Origin of the sequence: Amycolatopsis sp. NPDC051372, from assembly GCF_040682095.1 — a bacterium.
Taxonomy (GTDB): domain Bacteria; phylum Actinomycetota; class Actinomycetes; order Mycobacteriales; family Pseudonocardiaceae; genus Amycolatopsis.
Genome location: NZ_JBFBAF010000023.1, coordinates 156,167 through 174,727 on the forward strand (window position 1 = coordinate 156,167; position 18,561 = coordinate 174,727).

General features: G+C 72.0%; 16 protein-coding genes. 5 read left to right on the forward strand and 11 right to left on the reverse strand.

The window, feature by feature from the left end:
- Positions 1–74: 74 nt before the first annotated feature.
- Positions 75–1,208, forward strand: coding sequence for a nucleotide pyrophosphatase/phosphodiesterase family protein (locus tag AB0M56_RS31725; RefSeq protein WP_364182747.1), 1,134 nt, complete (start codon positions 75–77; stop codon positions 1,206–1,208).
- 7 nt (positions 1,209–1,215) lie between these two features.
- Here the strand turns inward: AB0M56_RS31725 and AB0M56_RS31730 are convergent, their stop codons facing one another.
- A complete protein-coding gene (locus AB0M56_RS31730; protein ID WP_220239296.1) occupies positions 1,216–1,683 on the reverse strand; it encodes a MarR family transcriptional regulator in 468 nt (155 codons plus the stop codon).
- Positions 1,680–3,053 (reverse strand): MFS transporter, encoded by a 1,374-nt coding sequence (locus tag AB0M56_RS31735; protein WP_364182751.1) that lies wholly within the window; start codon positions 3,051–3,053, stop codon positions 1,680–1,682. The genes AB0M56_RS31730 and AB0M56_RS31735 overlap by 4 nt, the downstream gene beginning before the upstream one ends.
- 348 nt (positions 3,054–3,401) lie before the next feature.
- Between AB0M56_RS31735 and AB0M56_RS31740 the strand changes: the two genes are divergently transcribed.
- Positions 3,402–3,998: a hypothetical protein gene (locus tag AB0M56_RS31740; RefSeq protein ID WP_364182754.1), complete on the forward strand. Its 597-nt coding sequence runs from the start codon at positions 3,402–3,404 to the stop codon at positions 3,996–3,998.
- A gap of 207 nt (positions 3,999–4,205) precedes the next feature.
- On the opposite strand, the gene AB0M56_RS31745 is transcribed toward AB0M56_RS31740, so the two are convergent.
- Positions 4,206–6,416, reverse strand: coding sequence for a phosphocholine-specific phospholipase C (locus tag AB0M56_RS31745; protein ID WP_364182756.1), 2,211 nt, complete (start codon positions 6,414–6,416; stop codon positions 4,206–4,208).
- A gap of 290 nt (positions 6,417–6,706) precedes the next feature.
- Between AB0M56_RS31745 and AB0M56_RS31750 the strand changes: the two genes are divergently transcribed.
- Positions 6,707–7,264, forward strand: coding sequence for a hypothetical protein (locus AB0M56_RS31750; protein WP_364182759.1), 558 nt, complete (start codon positions 6,707–6,709; stop codon positions 7,262–7,264).
- A 46-nt stretch (positions 7,265–7,310) separates the two neighbouring features.
- Here AB0M56_RS31750 and AB0M56_RS31755 read toward each other — a convergent pair whose 3' ends face one another.
- The 7 genes from AB0M56_RS31755 to AB0M56_RS31785 form a co-directional block, all read right to left on the reverse strand.
- Positions 7,311–7,895 (reverse strand): CGNR zinc finger domain-containing protein, encoded by a 585-nt coding sequence (locus AB0M56_RS31755; RefSeq protein ID WP_364182762.1) that lies wholly within the window; start codon positions 7,893–7,895, stop codon positions 7,311–7,313.
- 164 nt (positions 7,896–8,059) lie between these two features.
- Positions 8,060–8,848: an enoyl-CoA hydratase/isomerase family protein gene (locus tag AB0M56_RS31760; RefSeq protein WP_364182764.1), complete on the reverse strand. Its 789-nt coding sequence runs from the start codon at positions 8,846–8,848 to the stop codon at positions 8,060–8,062.
- Between the two features lie 10 nt (positions 8,849–8,858).
- Positions 8,859–9,752: an alpha/beta fold hydrolase gene (locus tag AB0M56_RS31765; RefSeq protein ID WP_364182767.1), complete on the reverse strand. Its 894-nt coding sequence runs from the start codon at positions 9,750–9,752 to the stop codon at positions 8,859–8,861.
- A gap of 1 nt (position 9,753) precedes the next feature.
- Complete coding sequence (locus AB0M56_RS31770; RefSeq protein WP_364182770.1) at positions 9,754–10,869, reverse strand: alpha/beta fold hydrolase; 1,116 nt, start codon at positions 10,867–10,869, stop codon at positions 9,754–9,756.
- Between the two features lie 200 nt (positions 10,870–11,069).
- Positions 11,070–12,404 (reverse strand): M14 family zinc carboxypeptidase, encoded by a 1,335-nt coding sequence (locus AB0M56_RS31775; protein WP_364182772.1) that lies wholly within the window; start codon positions 12,402–12,404, stop codon positions 11,070–11,072.
- Positions 12,405–12,515: 111 nt separating this feature from the next.
- Positions 12,516–13,463: a pyridoxal-phosphate dependent enzyme gene (locus tag AB0M56_RS31780; protein ID WP_364182774.1), complete on the reverse strand. Its 948-nt coding sequence runs from the start codon at positions 13,461–13,463 to the stop codon at positions 12,516–12,518.
- A 20-nt stretch (positions 13,464–13,483) separates the two neighbouring features.
- The gene (locus AB0M56_RS31785) at positions 13,484–14,353 is read right to left on the reverse strand and encodes a MurR/RpiR family transcriptional regulator (protein ID WP_364182777.1); all 870 of its coding nucleotides are present in this window, start codon (positions 14,351–14,353) and stop codon (positions 13,484–13,486) included.
- Between the two features lie 115 nt (positions 14,354–14,468).
- Here AB0M56_RS31785 and AB0M56_RS31790 point away from each other — a divergent pair, with 115 nt between their 5' ends.
- On the forward strand, positions 14,469–16,025 hold the full coding sequence (locus tag AB0M56_RS31790; RefSeq protein WP_364182780.1) for a gamma-glutamyltransferase: 1,557 nt from the start codon (positions 14,469–14,471) through the stop codon (positions 16,023–16,025).
- A 65-nt stretch (positions 16,026–16,090) separates the two neighbouring features.
- Here the strand turns inward: AB0M56_RS31790 and AB0M56_RS31795 are convergent, their stop codons facing one another.
- Positions 16,091–17,059, reverse strand: a complete 969-nt coding sequence (locus AB0M56_RS31795; protein ID WP_364182783.1) for a threonine/serine dehydratase — start codon at positions 17,057–17,059, stop codon at positions 16,091–16,093.
- 105 nt (positions 17,060–17,164) lie between these two features.
- Here AB0M56_RS31795 and AB0M56_RS31800 point away from each other — a divergent pair.
- Positions 17,165–18,561, forward strand: a 1,397-nt coding sequence (locus tag AB0M56_RS31800; RefSeq protein WP_364182785.1) for an aconitase family protein, incomplete at its 3' end; no start/stop codon positions are given.

The following is an 18,561-nucleotide window of genomic DNA, read 5'->3' on the forward strand; positions in this document are numbered from 1 at the left end:
CTTTGTACGCCACGAAACCGCGTGGCCCCGTTTCCGAATCCTTACGCCGGTCCTGTCGCCTTAGGGTGAGGCGCATGGAAGATCTCGCGCAGCGGTACGCGGCGGGCACCCTCGCCGACGTCGTCCCCTCGGCGCTCGCCGGGCTCGGCGTCGACGGTGAGCGCAACCCGCTCGGCCTGCCCGCCGCCGACCGCGTGTGCGTGCTGCTCGTCGACGGGCTTGGCTGGACCTCGCTCCGAGCGCACGCCGATGCCGCGCCCTTTCTGGCGCAGCTGTCCGCCCGGTCGCTGACGGCCGGCTTCCCCAGCACCACCGCGACCAGCGTCGCGTCGCTGGGCACCGGCCTGACGCCGGGCGAGCACGGCGTGGTCGGGTACGCGTTCGCGGCCGGACGCGACGTGCTCAACGTCCTCGGCTGGCGCCGCCACACCGGCGGCAAGCCGATCGACCTGCGCGATCGCGTCGTTCCGGAGGAGCTGCAGCCGCGCCCGACGGCGTTCGAACGCGCGGCAGGAGCGGGCGTCGCCGTGCGCGTGGTCGGGCCTCGTGACCAGCGCGACAGCGGTCTCACGCGGGCTGCGCTGCGCGGCGGGCAGTTCCAGGGCGTGCACGCGCTCGGCGACCTCACCGCGGCCGTCGCCGAAGCGCTGAAACACCCGCGGAGTCTCTGCTACGCCTACCACGCCGACCTCGACCTGCTGGGCCACGTCCACGGCCCCGGCAGCACTCCGTGGCTCTACCAGCTGTCCTACGTCGACCGCCTCGCCGAGACGATCGCCGGCAGCCTCCCGGCCGGCGCGACGCTGATCGTGACGGCCGACCACGGCATGGTCACCGTCGGCGAGCGCGTCGATTACGACGCCGAACCCGTGCTGCGGTCCGGCGTCCGCACCGTCGCCGGCGAGGCCCGCGCGCGCCACGTCTACACCGTCGAGGGCGCGGCACGCGACGTGCGAGCCGCGTGGCGCGAAACCCTCGGCGAACGCGCGTGGGTGCTGGGCCGCGAAGAGGCCGTCGCCGCGGGCTGGTTCGGCCCGCGCGTCGCCGGCGCCGTGCTCCCCCGCATCGGCGACGTCGTCGTCGCGGCCCGCGGGTCCACCGCCGTCGTCCGCACCGAAGCCGAGCCGCGGCTGAGCCGCATGACGGGCCAGCACGGCTCGGTGACCGACGAAGAACTGTTGGTACCGCTGGCGATCGCCCGCGCCTGACCGTCCGTCAGGGACGCTCGGTGTGCGGCGCGCCGGTCTCGGCGAGCTGGTCGATGGCGCCCACGAGCTCGGCCAGCGCCGGAATCGCCGACGCGATGAGGTGCCGCCACGCCGGATGCAGCCGGTCGATCGCCGCGGCGAGGATCTCGGCGTTGTGGTGCTTGTAGCGATCCACGGCCGCGCGCCCGCTCTCGGTCAGTTCGAGCTCGACCGTCCGCCGGTCCTCGCTGCCGCTGGTGCGCGTGACGAGATCACGCGCTCGCAGCCCGGTGACCATGGTCGTGACGGAGTTCGGCGCGAGCTTCAGCAACTGCGCGACGCGGCTCGGGCGGGCGCCGGGGTTCTCGGCCAGGCACGAGAGCAGTTCGAGCTGCGCGACCGACAGCGTGTTGTCCGGGTCGGCCGTGCGGGCGGCGCGGCGCATGGCGCGCCGGAGGCGGGCGACGACGTCGGCGAGGTTCGGCTCGGGCGTCATACGGTGCGGGGTGCGCGAGGGCCGGCGGCGAGACCCGTGCCGGCGGCGAGCACGGCCGCCACGGCCAGTACGGCGAGCGCGAGCGAGCGGCCGCTGGTTCCCCCGGTGTGCAGGCACAACGTCACGAGTGCCACGCCCAGCGCCGTGCCGAGTCCGCGGGCCATGTTCACCAGACCTCCTCCGGTGGCCGACATCCGGGTGGGGATGGCGCCCATGACGGCCGAGTTGTTCGCCGGGATGAACACTCCCAGACCGAGCCCCACCACGAACAGCGACACGCCTGTTTCCCACGGACCGGACACCCCCACCAGCACCGCGCAGCCGACCGCCGCCAGCGCCGCTCCGGCGCCGATGCGAACGCGGGAGCCGAGGCCCGCGGGCAGCACGCGATCGGCGGCCACGGCGGCCACCGCGAACCCGGCGGGCAGGCTCGTGAGCACCGCGCCCGTCGCGCCGTGCGCCCCCAGGACCTGCGGCAACAGCGCCAGCGGCCCGAACAGCACGAGGTACCCGCACAGCGCGCCGGCCAGGCCGAACGACACGACCGGCGGCCGCAGCACCGCCAGGCGCAGGATCGGGCTCGCGGCCGAGTTCTCCCGCAGCACGAACGCGGCGGCCGCCACCACACCCGCCACGAACAGCCCCGGCACGGCCCAGCCGGGCAGCGCCAGTCCCGACAGGCCCGAGATCGCCAGCAGCAGCGCGGTCGACGCCGTGGCCAGCAATGCCACGCCCGCGCCGTCGAAGCGACCCAGCGGCGTGCGCTCGCGGGTGCGCGGCAGCAGGTACCGCCCGGCGATCAGGCCGACGACGCCGACCGGCGCGTTGACCAGGAACACCCACCGCCAGCCGACGGTGTCCACGAGCAGGCCGCCGACCGCCGGCCCGAGCGCGAGGCCGAGCGCCTGCGCGGCAGCCTGCACCCCGAGCGCCGCACGCATCTTCTCGCGGCGCACGCTGCCCACCACCAGCGCGACGCTGTTGGCCTGCAGCATCGCCGCGCCGAGCGCCTGCACCACCCGGAACACGACGAGCCACGTCAGCGTCGGCGCGAGCCCGCACGCGATCGACGCCGCGGTGAAGACGCCGAAGCCGTAGACATAGGTGAGCTTGCGGCCGTACGCATCCGCGAGCCGGCCGACCGCGGCGAGCAGCCCCACCAGCGTCAGCAGGTAGGCCAGCGACACCCATTGCACGGCCGCCAGCGGCTCGCCGAAGTCGCGCTGCAGTGCCGGGAACGTGAGCGTGACGATGCTCGCGTCCAGCTGGCCCATGAACGCGCCGAAGCACACCGCGCCCACCGCGAACCAGCCCGCGAGCCGGTGCTCGCGCACCACCCGCGGCCGTGGCCGCTCCACCAGCACCGCCACGACAGCCCCTTTCGCCGATATTTCGTTCTTCTACAGAACTACCTACGACGAAGGTTCGCCAGCCCAGCGCGATCAACACCACACAACTACCTCAACAACAGAACGACCGACGCAACCCACCAGCGAGACCGCGTCGGTGTTTCGTCGGGGCGGTTCGATCGGCCGCCAGGCCGATCCGACCGCGCCGACGAAACATCGACTCAAAGGCGATCTCGCACGTCCTGGCGGAGCCGGGACCAAAAATTGAGCCGGGGCTGACGATCCTGTCGCACATTGAGACACCCACCCGTGCCGAGGTGCGGTGTGATGGCGGCAACACTCGTACCGGCAGGACAGGAGCGTCCCGGGATGTCCCAACCCACGGCACCGGTCAAGAACGCGCGCCAGCTCAGGACTCCGCTGGCGCTCGCGCTGGCCGACCTCGCGGCGATCTTCGACGACCTGCAGTTCACGCTGCGCTGTTGCGAACGCCTGGTCGTCGAGCTCGAACGCGGCGAGGCACAACGCGACCCCGTGCTGATCGAATCGCTGTGGGTCTCGGCCCTGAACTCCTACGCGCGCTGCTTCCGCCCCGGTGAACGCGGCATGGGCCTGACCGAAGACGACCTCAAGGCCACCGGTGTGCAGGGCGAGGTGCTCGAGTGGCACGGGCTGCTGCGCAAGATCCGCAAGCACCTGGTGCTCGGCGAGGCCAACCCGCGCGAGGTCTACTCGATCGGCGTCTCGCAGGCGGCCGACGGGAGCCCCGAGGGCATCGTGATCACCTCGGCGGTCCACCCGCTCGTCGACGATCTCACCGTCCGCCAGACCGGCCGGCTCGCCTTCGAGCTGAGCCGCCTGCTCGACGAGCGCATCAAGGAGCACCAGAAGAAGGTGTTCGCCGCCGTCGAGGAGCTGCCGAAGGGCAAGCTCGACGAGCTGCCCGACATCGAGATCACCAGCTGAGCCGCGGCCGTCCCGGCTGAGGCCGGCTGTTTCGGCCACGTGACACGCGGCCGGGAAACGCACGTGTCCTTCGGGCAGTCCGCCACGAGAAACGGGCACTCCACCGCTGTGGCGGGTGCGCCGCGGCGGGCCCGGGCGATGACCTGGTGTGGGCGCGGGTGCGCGAGCCTTCCCTCGCGCACCCGCGCCCTTGCCATTCCTCGGGCGTCAGCCGGTGATGCTGTCCGAACCGTCCTCGAGGTGGCCCACGTAGCGACGCGACCAGGACTTGTCGCCGTCCAGGGTCACGGTCACGTCGTACCAGCCGTGGTCCGAACCGCACGGGTCGACCGAGTGCAGCGTGCGGCCGTGCGCGGACACGCGGTAGGTCTTCGGGCGGTCGTCCGAGTACTGGTTGTGCTTCACGGTGAAGGTGACCGGCCGCGAACCGTTGTTCTCCAGCTCCAGCAGCAGCCGCGGCCGCGAGCCGAAGCCGAGGATGCCGTCGAAGTAGGCGGCGGTGACCTGCGCGGTCTGACCCGCGGCGTCGAGGTCGCCGGTGAACTGACGCAGGAACCGGTTCGGGCCCACCACCGTGATGTCGTAGCGGTTGCCGGCGAGTTGCACCGAACCCGGCACGGTCTTGTCCCAGATCGTGCTCGACGGCGCGACCGTGTACTGGCCCGGGAACTTCGCCGGGTAGTCCTTGAGCGACGGGGTCGCCTGGGTGTTGTCGTACACGGCGAAGTGGCTGGCCTTGCGCACGTGCTTGCCGTTGTTGCTGAACGACAGCTTCGCCTGCGTCACGCCGTTGGCACCGGAGAACCCGTCGAGATTCGCGTTCGGCTGGTACGGCAGAGCGCGGGCCTTCTTGGTGCCCGCCTCCTGCTTCGGCATCTTGTTCGTGGTCACCGGCGGCTGGTACGAACCGCCGGCCGGGTCGCCGATCACGGTGGTCTTCGGCAGCCGCGGCAGGCCGTACACCGGCGAGTGGAAGTCGAACGAGCCGGTGAGGTCACCGCACACGCTGCGGCGCCACGCGCTGATGTTCGGGCAGTGCGCGGTTTTGCCGAGCGCCTCGGTCCATTTCTCCAGGAACTGGATCACCGAGGTGTGGTCTGAGACCTCCGAGGTCACCCAGCCACCGCGGGTCCACGGCGAGATCAGCAGCAGCGGCACGCGGAAGCCGAGGCCCACGGGCATCGGCTTCGTGAGGCCGGCACTGGCGAGCGCACCGGTGGCCTCGAGGTAGAACTCGTCTTCGTCGGCGCCGGGTGCGGGCACGGGCGGCGGCACGTGGTCGAACTGGCCGTCGTTCTCGTCGTAGTCGATGATCACGAGCGTCGAGTTGAAGACCTCGGGGTCGGCGTTGAGGGCCTCGAGGACGTTGTTGACGTAGTAGGCACCGTCGTTCGGCGAACCGTCCGGGTGCTCGGAGAAGGCCTGGTTCGTGACCATCCACGAGACCTTCGCCAGCTTGCCCGCGACCACGTCGGCGCGCAGGGCGTCGGTGAGGTTGTCGGCGTTGGCGCTCAGGCCGGTGTGCGGCTCGGGGACGATCGCCACGCCGTTGTCGTAGAACACGTTGCCGGGCGCGGCGGTGCCGCCCTGCGACGGGTCGAGCTTGGCGAAGGTGTCGAAGTACTCGACGCCGTTGTCACCGTAGTTGTCGGAGCCCTGGTAGACCTTCCAGCTGTAGCCGGTCTTCTGCAGGGTTTCGGCGTAGCTCTCCCACAGCAGGTGCTTGCCGAGCTCGTCGCCACCGTTGAAGGCCACGTAGTCGCCGTGCTTCTTGGCGGCGTTGATCGAACCGCTCCACAGGTAGGTGCGGTTCGGGCCGGTCGCGCTGAGCACGGAGCAGTGGTAGGCGTCGCCGACGGTGTAGGTGTCGGCCAGCGCGTAGTGCCACGGGATGTCCGAGCGGTCGAGGTACCCGAGCGTGGTCGGGCCGCCCTTGGCGTAGTACCAGCCGTTCATGAGGCCGCCGTACCAGGCGCCGTGCTGGTCGTCCCAGCTGTGCGAGGTGCCGCCGTAGCCCTGCGCACCGACCTCGGAGGTGGGCGGCTGGTGGCTGGCCGGGTACTGCGACACCTTGGCGTCGGACAGCTTCCACGGGAACTGGGTACCGCCGGCCGGGGTGGTGGGCGCCGTCGTCGGCTGCTGGAACACCGAGTTGCCGCCGGGCAGCGTGATCGCCGAGCGGTCGCCGAAGCCTCGAACGCCCTTCAGCGAGCCGAAGTAGTGGTCGAAGCTGCGGTTCTCCTGCATCAGGATCACCACGTGCTTGATGTCCCGCAGGTCGCCGTACCGCTTCGACGGGACGGCCGGCCGGGGCGACGCCTTGGCTTCGTTGGCGGCCAGCCCGCCGGCGCCGACGACCGCGGCACCGGTGACCGCCGCGGCAGCGCCGAGGAAACCTCTTCGGGAAAGATCGGACATGGGTGAGAACCTCCGGTAACGGCCGGCACGCGCGAGAGAGCCCGTGGGACGGCCGAAACCTACGGTCGCGGAACTGGTTCGGGGCGAACTCGACCTGAACACTCCCCGACGGGCGTCGGAACCGTGGCCGGGCTCGTCCGACCGGCGCAGTCCACACCGGACAGAGCGGACAGCCGGCCACCGCGAGGGCACCCGTGCGTCACGGGTTGATCACAGCCGCAACGCGGGGCGCGCACAGCCGTCTTTGCCCGCGACAGCAAGCTTTTCGCGAATCCTGGGGGAATGATCACATGACGCGGACAACCGTGTTCAGAGGCGCTCTCGCCGCCGCTTCCGTCTCGGCGGCGATGCTCGCCACCGCGTGCTCGGGTGCGCCCGCCGCACCGCCGGCACCGGTTCCGTCAGCCCCGTTGTCCCCCTCCGCGGCCCCGAGCGCGACGCGGGGCCCGTCTTCTTCCACGCAGCAGCCGGGCCAGTCCCAGCAGCCGGTAGCAGCGGCCGCGGCCGGGCTGACGTTCCCGGGCAAGAGCCTCGAAGTGCGGTTCACCCGCTACGACCGCGCGAGCGGGATGGCGGAGTTCTTCCTGGTCACGCTGGCGCCGAACGGCGGGGCCGGCCCGCGCCTCGTCGACGTGCCGGGTCCGCACCGGCTGCCGCTGGCCCCGAACGCGACGATCGAGTCCGTCGACCGCGCCGGCTTCCCGTTCGAGACCTGCCCGCCGACCGAGTGCTCGACCGGGATCGAGTTGCAGAGCGTGCTGAGCCAGTACAGCGGCAGCGGGCTTTTCGCCGACGCCGCTGTGAACGCCGCCGACCAGATCACCGACATCCACGAGATGCCGTACTGACCCGCAACGGGTGCCCGGGCCTACCGGACCGGGCACCCGTTGCGGGTCAGGTGCCCTGTTGGGTACGCCGGCGGGCGCGGTAGGCGCGCAGGTTGACCGCGTTGCCGCAGATCTGCACGTTGTGCCACACGCCGCTGTTGTTGCGGGAGCGGTCGTAGAAGGCGACCGCGCAGCGCTTGTTGCGGCAGGTCTTCAGGCGCCGCCAGCGGTCGGCGCGCTGCGCCTCCAGCACCTCGATCAGCACGATCGACGCCACGCGCCGCCAGCCGGTGCCGCGCGGCTCGGGCCGGATCCAGCCGTCGGCGCCGGGCTGCAGCAGCACGGGCGCGCTGTGCAGCAGGGCCGCGCCGGATTCGGGGTCGTGGTCGGTGAAGTCGCGCAGCTCTTCGCGCAGGTCGCGCAGGCGCTCGACGTCGTCGCCGGACAGCTCGACGCGTTCGGCCGGGCGTTCGGTGGCCCCCGCCCACCGCTCCAGCGCGCTGTCCAGCCACTTCTGCGCGTCGCCGACCTCGGCGAGCAGGTCTTTTTCGCGGGGCTTGCCGGCCGAGAGCGTGTTGAGCAGGTCGTGCACGAAGCCCAGCCCGCCCGGGCTCACCTCGAGCTCGTAGCGATCCGTCGCCGGCCAGTTCATCCGTACTCCTCCCGGCAGAGCCATCACATCGTCAACTCTGTCGGCTTGACTATACCGCCTCCGAGCTGCACGCAAGACAGAAACGGCATTCCGCCCCGCGCGACGCAGGCGGACGGCATTCGGCTGCGTCGCTGTCCTTGAAAGCACCCCGCCCCTTGAACAACTCAGTGCCCGTCGAACGTCAGCACCGGCCGCGGCTGCCCCGCCTTGTACGCGGCGATCGCCGACGCCAGGCCGCGCCGCACGTCGTCGGTCTCGAACAGCGGCATCGAGAGGTCGAACAGCACCTGGTCCGCGGCCGCCGTGCCACCGACCTCCCACGTGCGCAGCAGGGCCTTGTGCACGGCGTGCGCCCGGGTCGGGCCCTGCGCCACACGGCGCGCGAACGCCAGCGCCTCGGTGAACACCTGCTCGTCCGGCACGACCCGGTTGACGACGCCGGCCTCGGCCATCACCGCCGCCGGCACCGGTTCTGAGGTGAGCGCCCACTCCATCGCCCGCGCCCGGCCCGCCCGCGCGGTGACGCGGTGGATCCCGCCCAGCAGCGTCACGATCCCCAGCGTCTGCTCGGGGTGGCCGAACCGGGCCGACTCGCCGGCGAAGAGCACGTCGGCCCGCAGCGCCAGCTCGAAGCCGCCGCCGAAGCACAACCCGTGCACCGCGGCGATCACCGGCACCGGCAGCTGCTCGAACGCGTTGAAGGCGCGCAGGAAGTGCTCGAACGACGCGCGCAGCTCGCGCCCGTCCTGCCCTTCCCACGGCACGATGTCGCCGCCGTAGCTGAAGTCGGGGCCTTCGGCGCGCAGCACGACGGCGCGGACGCCGCTGCCGGTGATCTCGTCGACGGCGGCCACGAGCTCCGTCGTCATCGGGACGCCGATGCGGTTCTGCGGCGGGTTGTCGAGCGTGAGCACAGCGACGTCGCCGTCTCGCGACAGGGAAAGCTGGGGCACGGCGGGCTCCTCAGAACAGGTGCTGCTCGAACCAGGACCGCGCGGCGGCGCTGGAGCGGGCAAACTCGGCGACGTACGGGTCGAAGTGCCCGCCCGGGATCAGTTCGAGCCCCTTCGGCTGCAGGGCGCGTTCGTACGCGGCGAGCGCCAGGTCGGTCACGGTGATCGTGTCGTTCAACGCGACGACCAGCAGCAGCGGCGTCGGCGACACACGGCTGACCCACGCGCCCGGCTCATACATCCGCGCGGCGCGCGTGGAGCGCACGGTGACCTGGTTCTCCCAGATGCCCTCGGGGATGTCCTGCAGGTAGAACCCGACCGCGTCCGGCGCGCGGTAGGAGGCCGGCACGGCCGGGTCCGCGCTCACGATCGTCTGGCTGCGCGGGGGTTCACCCCGCCCGACGGCGCGGTCGTCCTCGGCGAACGCGCGCTCCAGCGCGGCGACGCCGTCCGGCGGCACGCGGCGCCGGCCCTGCTCGACCCCGCTGATCGTCGGCACCTGCGCGACCACTGCCTTGAGCCGCCGGTCGGTGGCTCCCAGCACGATCGCGTGGCCGCCGGCGTAACTGGTGCCCCACAAGCCGATCCGCTCCGGGTCGACCTCGGGGCGGGCTTCGAGGAAGGTGATGGCACGGCGCCAGTCGGCGATCTGGCGCCAGGGGTCCACGTCCTGGCGTGGGGTGCCGTCGCTGGCGCCGAACGTGCGGTGGTCGTGCACCAGCACCACGAACCCGGCGTCGGCGAACGCCTCGGCGAAGGGCTCGAGGCCGTGCTCTTTCACGCCGGCGTAGCCGTGGGCCATGGTGATGGCGGGCCGCGGCCCGGGCGCGTCCGGCACGAACAGCCAGCCGCGCAGGGTCACGCCGTCCTCGCCGGCGAACTCGATGTCGCTTCGTGTGGTCATGTCAGGCCTCCTGGTGGAAGTGGGCGCCCGGGAGGTCGGGCAGGCGCCTGCCCAGCTCCGCGGAGAACTTGAGCGCGCCGCCGAGCGGGCGGTGGTGGATGGCCGCGTGCACGATCCGGCCCGCGTCGTCCTTCGTCAGCACGGTGACGCCGAGCAGGGTCGCGCCGCCGAAGGCCACGGCCTCCCACTCGAGGTAGGTGCGCGCGCCGGACTCGGTCTGGTGCGTGAACTTCAGCGACTCGTAGATCCCGCTGGCGGCGGCCATCACGCGCTGCACGTTCTCCCGGCCTTCGACGGGCTCGAGCAGCGTGCCGGCTTCGAGGACCACGTCCTCGGCAAAAGTCTCGCCGAACGCGTCGGCGGTCTTGCGCGAGAAGCCCGCGGCCCAGCCGCGCGCCTGGCCACCGGCGAAGCGCGCGATCAGCTCGGCGAGACGGGCGGGCGCCTCCGCGTGCGTCCAGTGGCCCGCGCCGCCGACCACCTCCGTGACGGGCGCGGCGAAGCGGGGTGCGACGGCGCCGGCCACGAGGTCCGCCGTGACGAACGGGTCGTCCCCGCCGCGCACGATGAGCACCGGACCCGGGTACCCGCTCGGCGCGTGCCCTTCCGGAGCGCCGTTGTTCCAGCAGGAGGCGAACGCGCGCACCACCTCGGGACGCAGGCGCAGGCCGGCCGCGCCGATGCGTTCGGAGGTCTCGGCGCTCAGGTTCGGCGAGAGGTTCGCCCGCGCCGCGCGCTGCGCCTCGGCTCCGGCCTCGCCCAATGAGCGGAACGGTTCGACGGCCTCGTCGGGCAGGCGAGTGCCCGCCAGGGGCACCGGGTTCACGAGCACCAGCCCGCTGGTCAGCTCGGGCCGTGCCGCCGCGACCAGCTCGGCCACGGCCGAGCCCATGCTGTGCCCCACCAGCAGGAACGGGCCACCGATTGCGTCCACAGTGGACAGAACGTCAACCGTGAACCGGTCGTAGGTGAACGGCCCGGCCTCCGTCGCACGGTCGCCGCTGCCGGCAAGGTCCACGGCCACGTACTCGCCGTCGGCCGGGAGCGCCTCGACGACCCCGTCCCAGACCCGGCGATCGTCGAGGAACCCGTGCACGAAGACGGTCGGTTCGGCCATGGATCTTCCCCGATCAGGTCGTCCCGGCGTCGGCGACTGCCGGTGAATGACCTAAGCGTAGACTGTTAGCCTCTGTCGTGTCAGGAGTCAGAAAAGGTGACTCCGACCACAGATCACAGTGCCGGCGTCCGGAAGTGCCCGGTTTCAGGCCGTCTTGGTGCCGAGTTACGACAGAAGTGAACGGAGATGGCAGCTCATGCTCACTGCCGGTACGGCGCGGCGGCCGCCTGCGCGGCGGTGATGAACGCGCCCTTGTTCTTCGGCCAGAACGTGCTGTCCACACAGGAGTACTTCGGCAGGAACCCGCCGCACGTGCCGCTCGACGCACCGACCTCGAAGGTGAAGCTCGCGACGCCGAGGGTGCCGTAGGTGAAGTCGTCGGTCGTGCCGCTCGTGTCGTAGCCGACGGTCTCGCGGTTGGTGCCCACGAGGTAACCGTTGGAGGCGGTGAACTTCGCACCCAGCTTGCGGTACTGCGCGTCGTTGGGCGAAGTCGCCTGGGTGAAGCCCCACGGGATCACGATGTCGTTGCCGTAGCTGTGCAGCGTGATCATCGTGCCACGCGCGGTCGCCGGCGCCGGGTCGTTGTTGCCGGTGCCGCGCTGCACGGGGTAGATCGCGCGGAAGAACTTCTCCAGCGCCTGGGTTTCCGGCTCCGAACCGGCGCTCGCGCCCTGGTAGGTCTCGGCGCACGGCGAGTTCGAGTCCCCGCCCCACTGATAAGAGGAGTTGCGGTTCACGTCGATGCCGACGTTGGTGCCGGAGCAGCCACCGCGGGCGTTGTCGGCGTTCTTGCGCTGCAGCTTGGGCGAGTTGCCACCCGAGGCCACGATGTCCACGCCGTCCGGGTTGGCGATCGGGATCACCCACACCTCGGTGGTGTCCAGAGTGGACTTCGCGGTCGAGTCGCTCGCGTAACCGTCGGCGAGGTAGTCGATCCAGCGCCACGCGAGTTCGCCGGTCGAGATCTCGCGCGCGTGGACCTGGGCCATCAGCACGAACTTCGGCTTGGCCGAGGTCGTGGACAGCGTGCAGTCGCCGGCCTGCTTCTTGCTGAGACAGATGGCTTTCAGGTCGTGGCCGCCCTGGCCCTTGGTCTTCTTCCAAGACGGGCCGAGCGTGTACACGGTCGCGAGGTCCGGGTGCGCCGAGGCGACCTGGGTCAGGTGCGCTTCCTGCGCGGCCACGGTGCGGTAGCCGCCGTAGAAGGTGTCGGCCGCGGCCGCACGCGCTGACGCGGCGGGCACGTCCTTGTAGACGGTGTCGAAGTACGACGGCTGATATCCCAGCGTCCGCAGCTTCCGGGCCACGGCCTGATCCCCCACGACGTACGCGGCCTCGCGGTCGGACTCGGCGACGTCGAACCCGGCGCGCGCGAGCCCCGCCACCTGGTCCGCGGTCACCGGCACCCGCCAGAACACCGGCGCGCCGGACCCCGGCACGGCGGCCGTGGCGCCGGCGGGGCCCCCGGACAGGCCCGCCACCAGCACTCCGACCGCCGCCAGCGCGGCCTTCCACGACGACCTGACCTTCATCGGGGCTCCTCACGGATGCATCAGGGGACGGACCAACGGTGACCGTCTCGCAACGCACAGTGTGGCGGCCCGGGACAAACCCGGCACACCCACGAAAGTCGGAACTCCCGATCAGCCCTCCGTGAGGATCGTGGCAAGCAGCTCGGCCGCGATGTTGCGCCCGGATACCACGAGCACGATCGGCCGGTCGAGCGGGACCAGGCCCGCCCGCAACGCGGCCAGGGCCGCGGCCGACGAACCCTCCGCCACCAGTCCCGCCGTGAGAGCGAACTCGCGGACCGAGCGGCGGATCGCGGGCTCGTCCACGTCGACCAGCTCGACGCCGGCCTCGCGCACGATGTCCGGCGTGATGGTGCCCGGCTCGAGGTTGCCGACCAGCCCGTCGGCGATGGTGTCCCCCACCGGCACGGTCACGAGGTGTCCCGCCGCGACCGCCGCGGACACGGCGTGGCACGCCGCGGACTCGACGCCGACCACGCGCACGTCCGGTTTCGCGCGACGGGCGCCGAGAGCCGTGCCGGCCAGCAGCCCGCCTGAACCCGTGGGCACGACGATCGTGAAATCCTCGTCGAAGCTGTCGGCGACCTCGCCGACGAGGGTGCTCTGGCCGGCAATCACGTACGGGTCGTTGTAGGCGGACACGAACTTCATCCCGCCGGCCGCGAGCTCCAGGGCCTTCGCTTCCGCGCCGTCGTAGCCGCCCGGCGCGAGCACGAGGTCCACCGGGTAGGTGCGCAGCGCCGAGATCTTGGCCGGGGAACCGTCTTCGGGAACGACCACTGTGGACTGCGCGCCGAGCAGCCGCGACGCGTGCGCGACGCCGAGCGCGTGGTTGCCCGCCGACGCCGTGACGACCGGGGTGCCGTCGGCGGCGTACGCGGTGAGGGCGGTGACGCCGCCGCGGACCTTGAACGAGCCGGTGGGCTGCGCGCCCTCGTACTTCAGGAACACCGGCACGTCGAGTCCGGCGGAGTGAAAGGGCAGGAGCGGGGTCGGCGCGAGGTGACGTGTGACCGTTTCCCTTGCCTGGTCGAGGATGGCGTCGGCGATCAGGGGCATGGCTCTCCTTCGGGGACGGGTCAGGCTTCCGGGGCGAGTTCGCGGCGCAGGCGGGTGAGCAATTCGTAGGTGTCGACGGCGGGGTCGCGCCCGACGGCCATCGTGGCGAGCACGAGCATGTCGGCCAGCAGCATCCCGCCGAGCGGTTCGGCGGTGAGCCCGCCCGCGGACGCCTCGTCGCGCAGGACGACGTCGACAGCACTGGTGAGCTCCTCGCCGAGGTTCTCGGTCACGAGGATCAGCCCGGCCCCGGCGGCGCGGGCGTGCGCCACGAGCAGCTCCAGCTCCGGCAAGGCGCGGCCGGGCGCGAAGATCACCACGGCGTGGCGGGCCGAGAGGCTGAGCAGGTCGTCGGCGAGGGTGAAGCCGGTGGCGCCGGAGAAGACCGCGAACTTGCCGATGCGGTTGAGTTTCAGGGCGAGGTAGCGGGCGCTCAGCTCGTTGACGCCCCAGCCGTAGCAGAAGACGGTGGCCGCGGGAGCGATGAGCTGCAGCGCCTTCGCCAGCGCGGCCGGGTCGGTCTTGCGGCCGAGCCCGGTGATCCGCTCGCGGGCGTCGCCCAGGACCCGTTCCGCCGTGGCAGAGAAGTCTCGCGCCGTGCGGGAGAGCTGGAGGCGTTCGCTGATCTGCGGCGGCGCGGTCGTGGTGAAGTTTGCGCCCAGCGCGGCTTTGAGGTCCGGGAGACCGGCGTACCCGAGCCGGCGCGCGGTGCGGACGACCGTGGCGTCGCTCGTGCCCGTGGTGCGGCCGATGTCGCCGGCGGTGGCCAGCATGATCCGCTGCGGCGGCGACGCGACGAGGTACCGCGCGACGACGCGTTCGGTCTTGCTCAGCCGGGTCCACTCGTGGTTCACCCGGCTGGCGAGGGTGCGCGGTTCTGAAGTATCCAATTCAGCTAGTGCCGTTTCTGTCGTCACTGCTACAGTGACCGCAGCTTACCCCGCCGGGCCGGGACTGCCCCGGGCCTCGCCGCGCACACCCGCCCGCCGCGCAGAAGGAGCTGCTTTGTCCCCGATCACCGGCGCCATCGCCTCGCCGCACACCCTCGCCACCCGTGCGGGGGAACAGGCCTTCCGCGCGGGCGGCAACGCCATCGACGCGGCGCTCGCGGCCGCCACGGCACTCACCGTCGTCTACCCCCACAACACCGCTCTCGGCGGTGACCTCGTGGCCCTCGTGCGCACCCCCGACGGCTCGATCACCTGCGTGAACGCGACCGGCACGGCGCCGGCCGCCCGCGACCTCGCCGCACTGCGCGCCCGCCACGGCGAGCGGCTGCCGGAACGCGGGCCCGACACCATCACCGTGCCCGGCGCGGTACGCGGCTGGGAGGCGTTGCGCGGTCACGGAGCCGCGCTGGACTGGTCCGCGCAGTTCGCCGCCGCAATCGGGTACGCGGCCGAAGGCGTCCCCGTGGCGCGCTCGCTCGCCGCCGCGCTCGTGACGGACCGGGCGCTCCTCGACGCCGATGCCGGCTCGCGCACGGTGTTCGGTGCGTCCCTTCGCGAAGGCGACCTGCTCGTGCAGCCACGTCTCGCGGATTCGCTGAGCGCGATCGCAGCCGGCGGGCCCGGCGAGTTCTACGAAGGCGCCGTGGGCGCGGCTCTGGCCCGTGGTCTTCAGGCCCTCGACTGTCCACTCACGACAGCCGACCTCGCCGGGTACGTGGCCAGGGACACGGCCGCGATTTCCGCACCGCTCGGCGGTTTCCGCGTGCACACCAGCCCGCCCAACACGCAGGGCTTCGCGCTGCTGCGGACCGTGCGGGCCCTCACCGAACTGGGCTTCGCCACCACTCCGTGGACGGCCCCGGCCGCCGTACTGGGCCGGCTGTTCCACGATGGCACGCGTGTGCGAGACACCCTGCTGGCCGACCCGGCCTTCGCCGCCACGGACGTGGCGAACGACGGGTTCGCCGAGCTGATCGCGGGACTGCGAGACCCGCGCCCGGCCGATGTGGTGGCGGCTCCCTCGATCCCGCGCGGTGACACCGTGGGCGTGGCGGCGGCCGATTCGTCGGGTTACGCCGTGTCGATCATCCAGAGCGTGTTCGACAGCTTCGGCGCCGCCGTGCTGGAACCGGAGACCGGCATCATCCTGCAGAACCGCGGCACGAGCTTCTCGCTGGATCCCCGCTCCCCCAACGTCATCGCGCCCGGCAAGCGGCCCAAGCACACGCTGATGCCCGTGCTCGTCACCCACGAGGACGGCCGCGTCCGCTGGGTCAACTCGACGATGGGCGGGCACGGCCAGCCGCAGATCCACGCGCAGGTGCTGCTGCGGCTGCTCGCCGGCGACTCGCCGGCCGAAGCCGTGAGCGCGCCGCGCTGGGTCGTCGGCGCGCGGGCCGAGGGCCAGGCCTCCGACACCGTGCACCACGAAGCCGACCTCGCGCCCGAGTCCGTGGCGGACCTCGCCGCCGACGGCTTCCCGCTGCGGGAAGTCCCTGCGCGCACGGAGTTCCTGGGCCACACCAACGTCGTCTCGCTCGCGCCGGACGGCACCCTCACGGCCGGCAGCGACCCCCGTTCCGACGGCTCCGCCGCCGTGGTCCCGGAGTGACCGGGCGCCTGCGGCCCGGTTGAAGGGCCCCGGTGGCGAGCCGCCGGCCCGCCACCCTGCCCGGCTCACTCCTGCGCGAGAGCCATCGCGCCCAGGAACGTCTCGAGCGCCACGTTCCGTCCACAAAGGACGACCGCGACCTTCTTGCCCCGGTACTGCTCGGCCGTGCGGATCAGGCCCGCGACCGCGACACCGGCGGCGCCTTCGACGATCCAGCGCTCCCCCTCGGCGATCTTCCGCATCGCGCGGGCGATCTCCGGCTCGGTGACCGTGACCGTCTCGTCGATCACTTCCTGGCAGATTCCGAACGTGACGGAGCCGGGCTCCACCGCGCCGGCCGAACCGTCGGACAGCGTGGGGAACTCCGGCGTCTCGATGATCTCGCCGGCCTTCAGCGAGTCGAGCATGCAGGTGGAGGCCTCGGGCCACACGCCGACGACCTTCGTCCGCGGGCTCAGCTGCTTGAGCGCCGTGCCCGTGCCGCCGATCAGGCCACCGCCCCCGGTGCAGATGAACACGGCGTCGAGGTCCGGCGCCTGCTCGGCCAGCTCGACGCCGAGCGTGCCCTGGCCCGCGACGGTGTCGAGGTCGTTGTAGGGCGCCACATACGGCTTGCCGAGGCGCTCCGCCTGCCGGCGCGCCTCCTGCTCGGCGCCGAGCGCACCTCCCTCGACCACCACGAGCTCGGCCCCCATCGCCCGGATCGCGGCCATCTTGGCCGGCGTGGTGTAGGAGGCGACGTACACCGTGACCCCGACGCCGGCGAGGTTGCCGGCGCGGGCCACGCCCTGGCCGTGGTTGCCGGTCGACGCGGTGATCACACCGGTCTGCTTCGCGCTCTCGCCGAGCACGCGGATCTTGTTGGCCGACCCGCGCACCTTGAACGAACCGGTGGGCATGAGGTGCTCGGTCTTGAGCCACACATCGCATTCGAGCTCGTCCGACAGCAGCCGGCTGCGTTCGAGCGTGCTCACCGGCACCTGCGGGCGGATGCCCTGGTGCGCGTCGAGAATGCGGTCGAAGAGGGTGGGCACGCTGGGCTCCTCGGGGATTCGGGGACGGGCCCCGGACGCTCCGCCAGGGCCACTGGTCTCACTTCCGAGCTTATTATAGCCTATAAGCTGTATGGAAGGAGTGCCTTGAGCACAGCGCCGAATACCGCCGCGCCGAACACCCCGGCGCCGAGCACCGCAGCCACCTCGGGACCCGACAGCTTCGGGAGCCTCGCCCGCCTCGACCTCGGCGGCGAGAGCTACCGGGTGCACCGCCTCGACGCCGTCCCCGGCTCCGAGCGGCTACCTCTGAGCCACAAGATCCTGCTGGAAAACCTCCTGCGGCACGAAGACGGCCACACCGTCACGGCCGAGCACATCACGGCTCTGGTGCACGGCGGGTCCGACGCGGCCCACGACGTCGTCGCCTTCTCCCCGTCGCGGGTCTTCCTGCATGACACCAACGGCGTGCCCGTGCTCACGGACCTGGCCGCGCTGCGCGACGCCGTCGCCGCGGCCGGGGGCGATCCCCGCGGCGTGCGCCCGCGGATCCCGAGCCACCTGACCGTGGACCACTCCGTGGCCACGGAGGTCTCCGGCCGGGCTGACGCCCTGCGCCGCAACGTCGAGATCGAGTACACCCGCAACGCCGAGCGCTACCGCTTCCTCAAGTGGGGCGAGACGCTCGACGGCGTGCACGTGGTGCCGCCCGGCACCGGGATCATGCACCAGATCAACCTCGAGTACCTCGCGAGCGTGGTGGAACGCCGCGACGGCTGGGCGTTCCCGGACACCTGCGCCGGCACCGACTCGCACACGACGATGGTCAACGCGCTGGGTGTGCTGGCGTGGGGTGTCGGCGGCGTCGAGGCGGAGGTGGCGCTGCTCGGCCAGCCGTTGAGCATGCTGGTGCCGCCCGTGGTCGGGGTGGAGCTCACGGGTGAGCTGGGCCCCGGCGTGACCGCGACCGACCTCGTGCTCACGGTCGTGGAAACCCTGCGCGCGCACGGCGTGGTCGGGAAGTTCGTGGAGTTCAACGGCGACGCCGTGGCGCGCATCCCGCTCGCGCACCGCGCGACGATCTCCAACATGTGCCCCGAGTTCGGCGCCACCGCGGCGATGTTCCCCATCGACGCCGCGACGACCGGCTACCTGCGCCTCACCGGCCGCACGCCGGACCACGTCGCCGCCGTGGAGAAGTACGCGAAGGAACAGGGCCTCTGGCACGATCCTTCGGCGGACTTGCGTTACGACGAGCGCCTGCGGATCGACCTCTCCACTGTGACGGCTTCTCTCGCCGGCCCCCGGCGCCCCCAGGACCGTGTGCCACTGTCCGCCGTGCCGGCCAACGCCACGGCCGCGATCGCGCACGTGCACGCTTCCCGCCGTGAGCGAGAACCCAACCCCGCCGACTCAACCCACCCGCGAGATCGCGCCGGCTTCCGGATGGGGCAGTCCGAGCGGCCCCCGGCCCCGCTCACGCACATGACCGGCAACGCCGCCGCGCTTGGCGCACTCCTCTGCGGCAACAAAGTAGTGCTCCG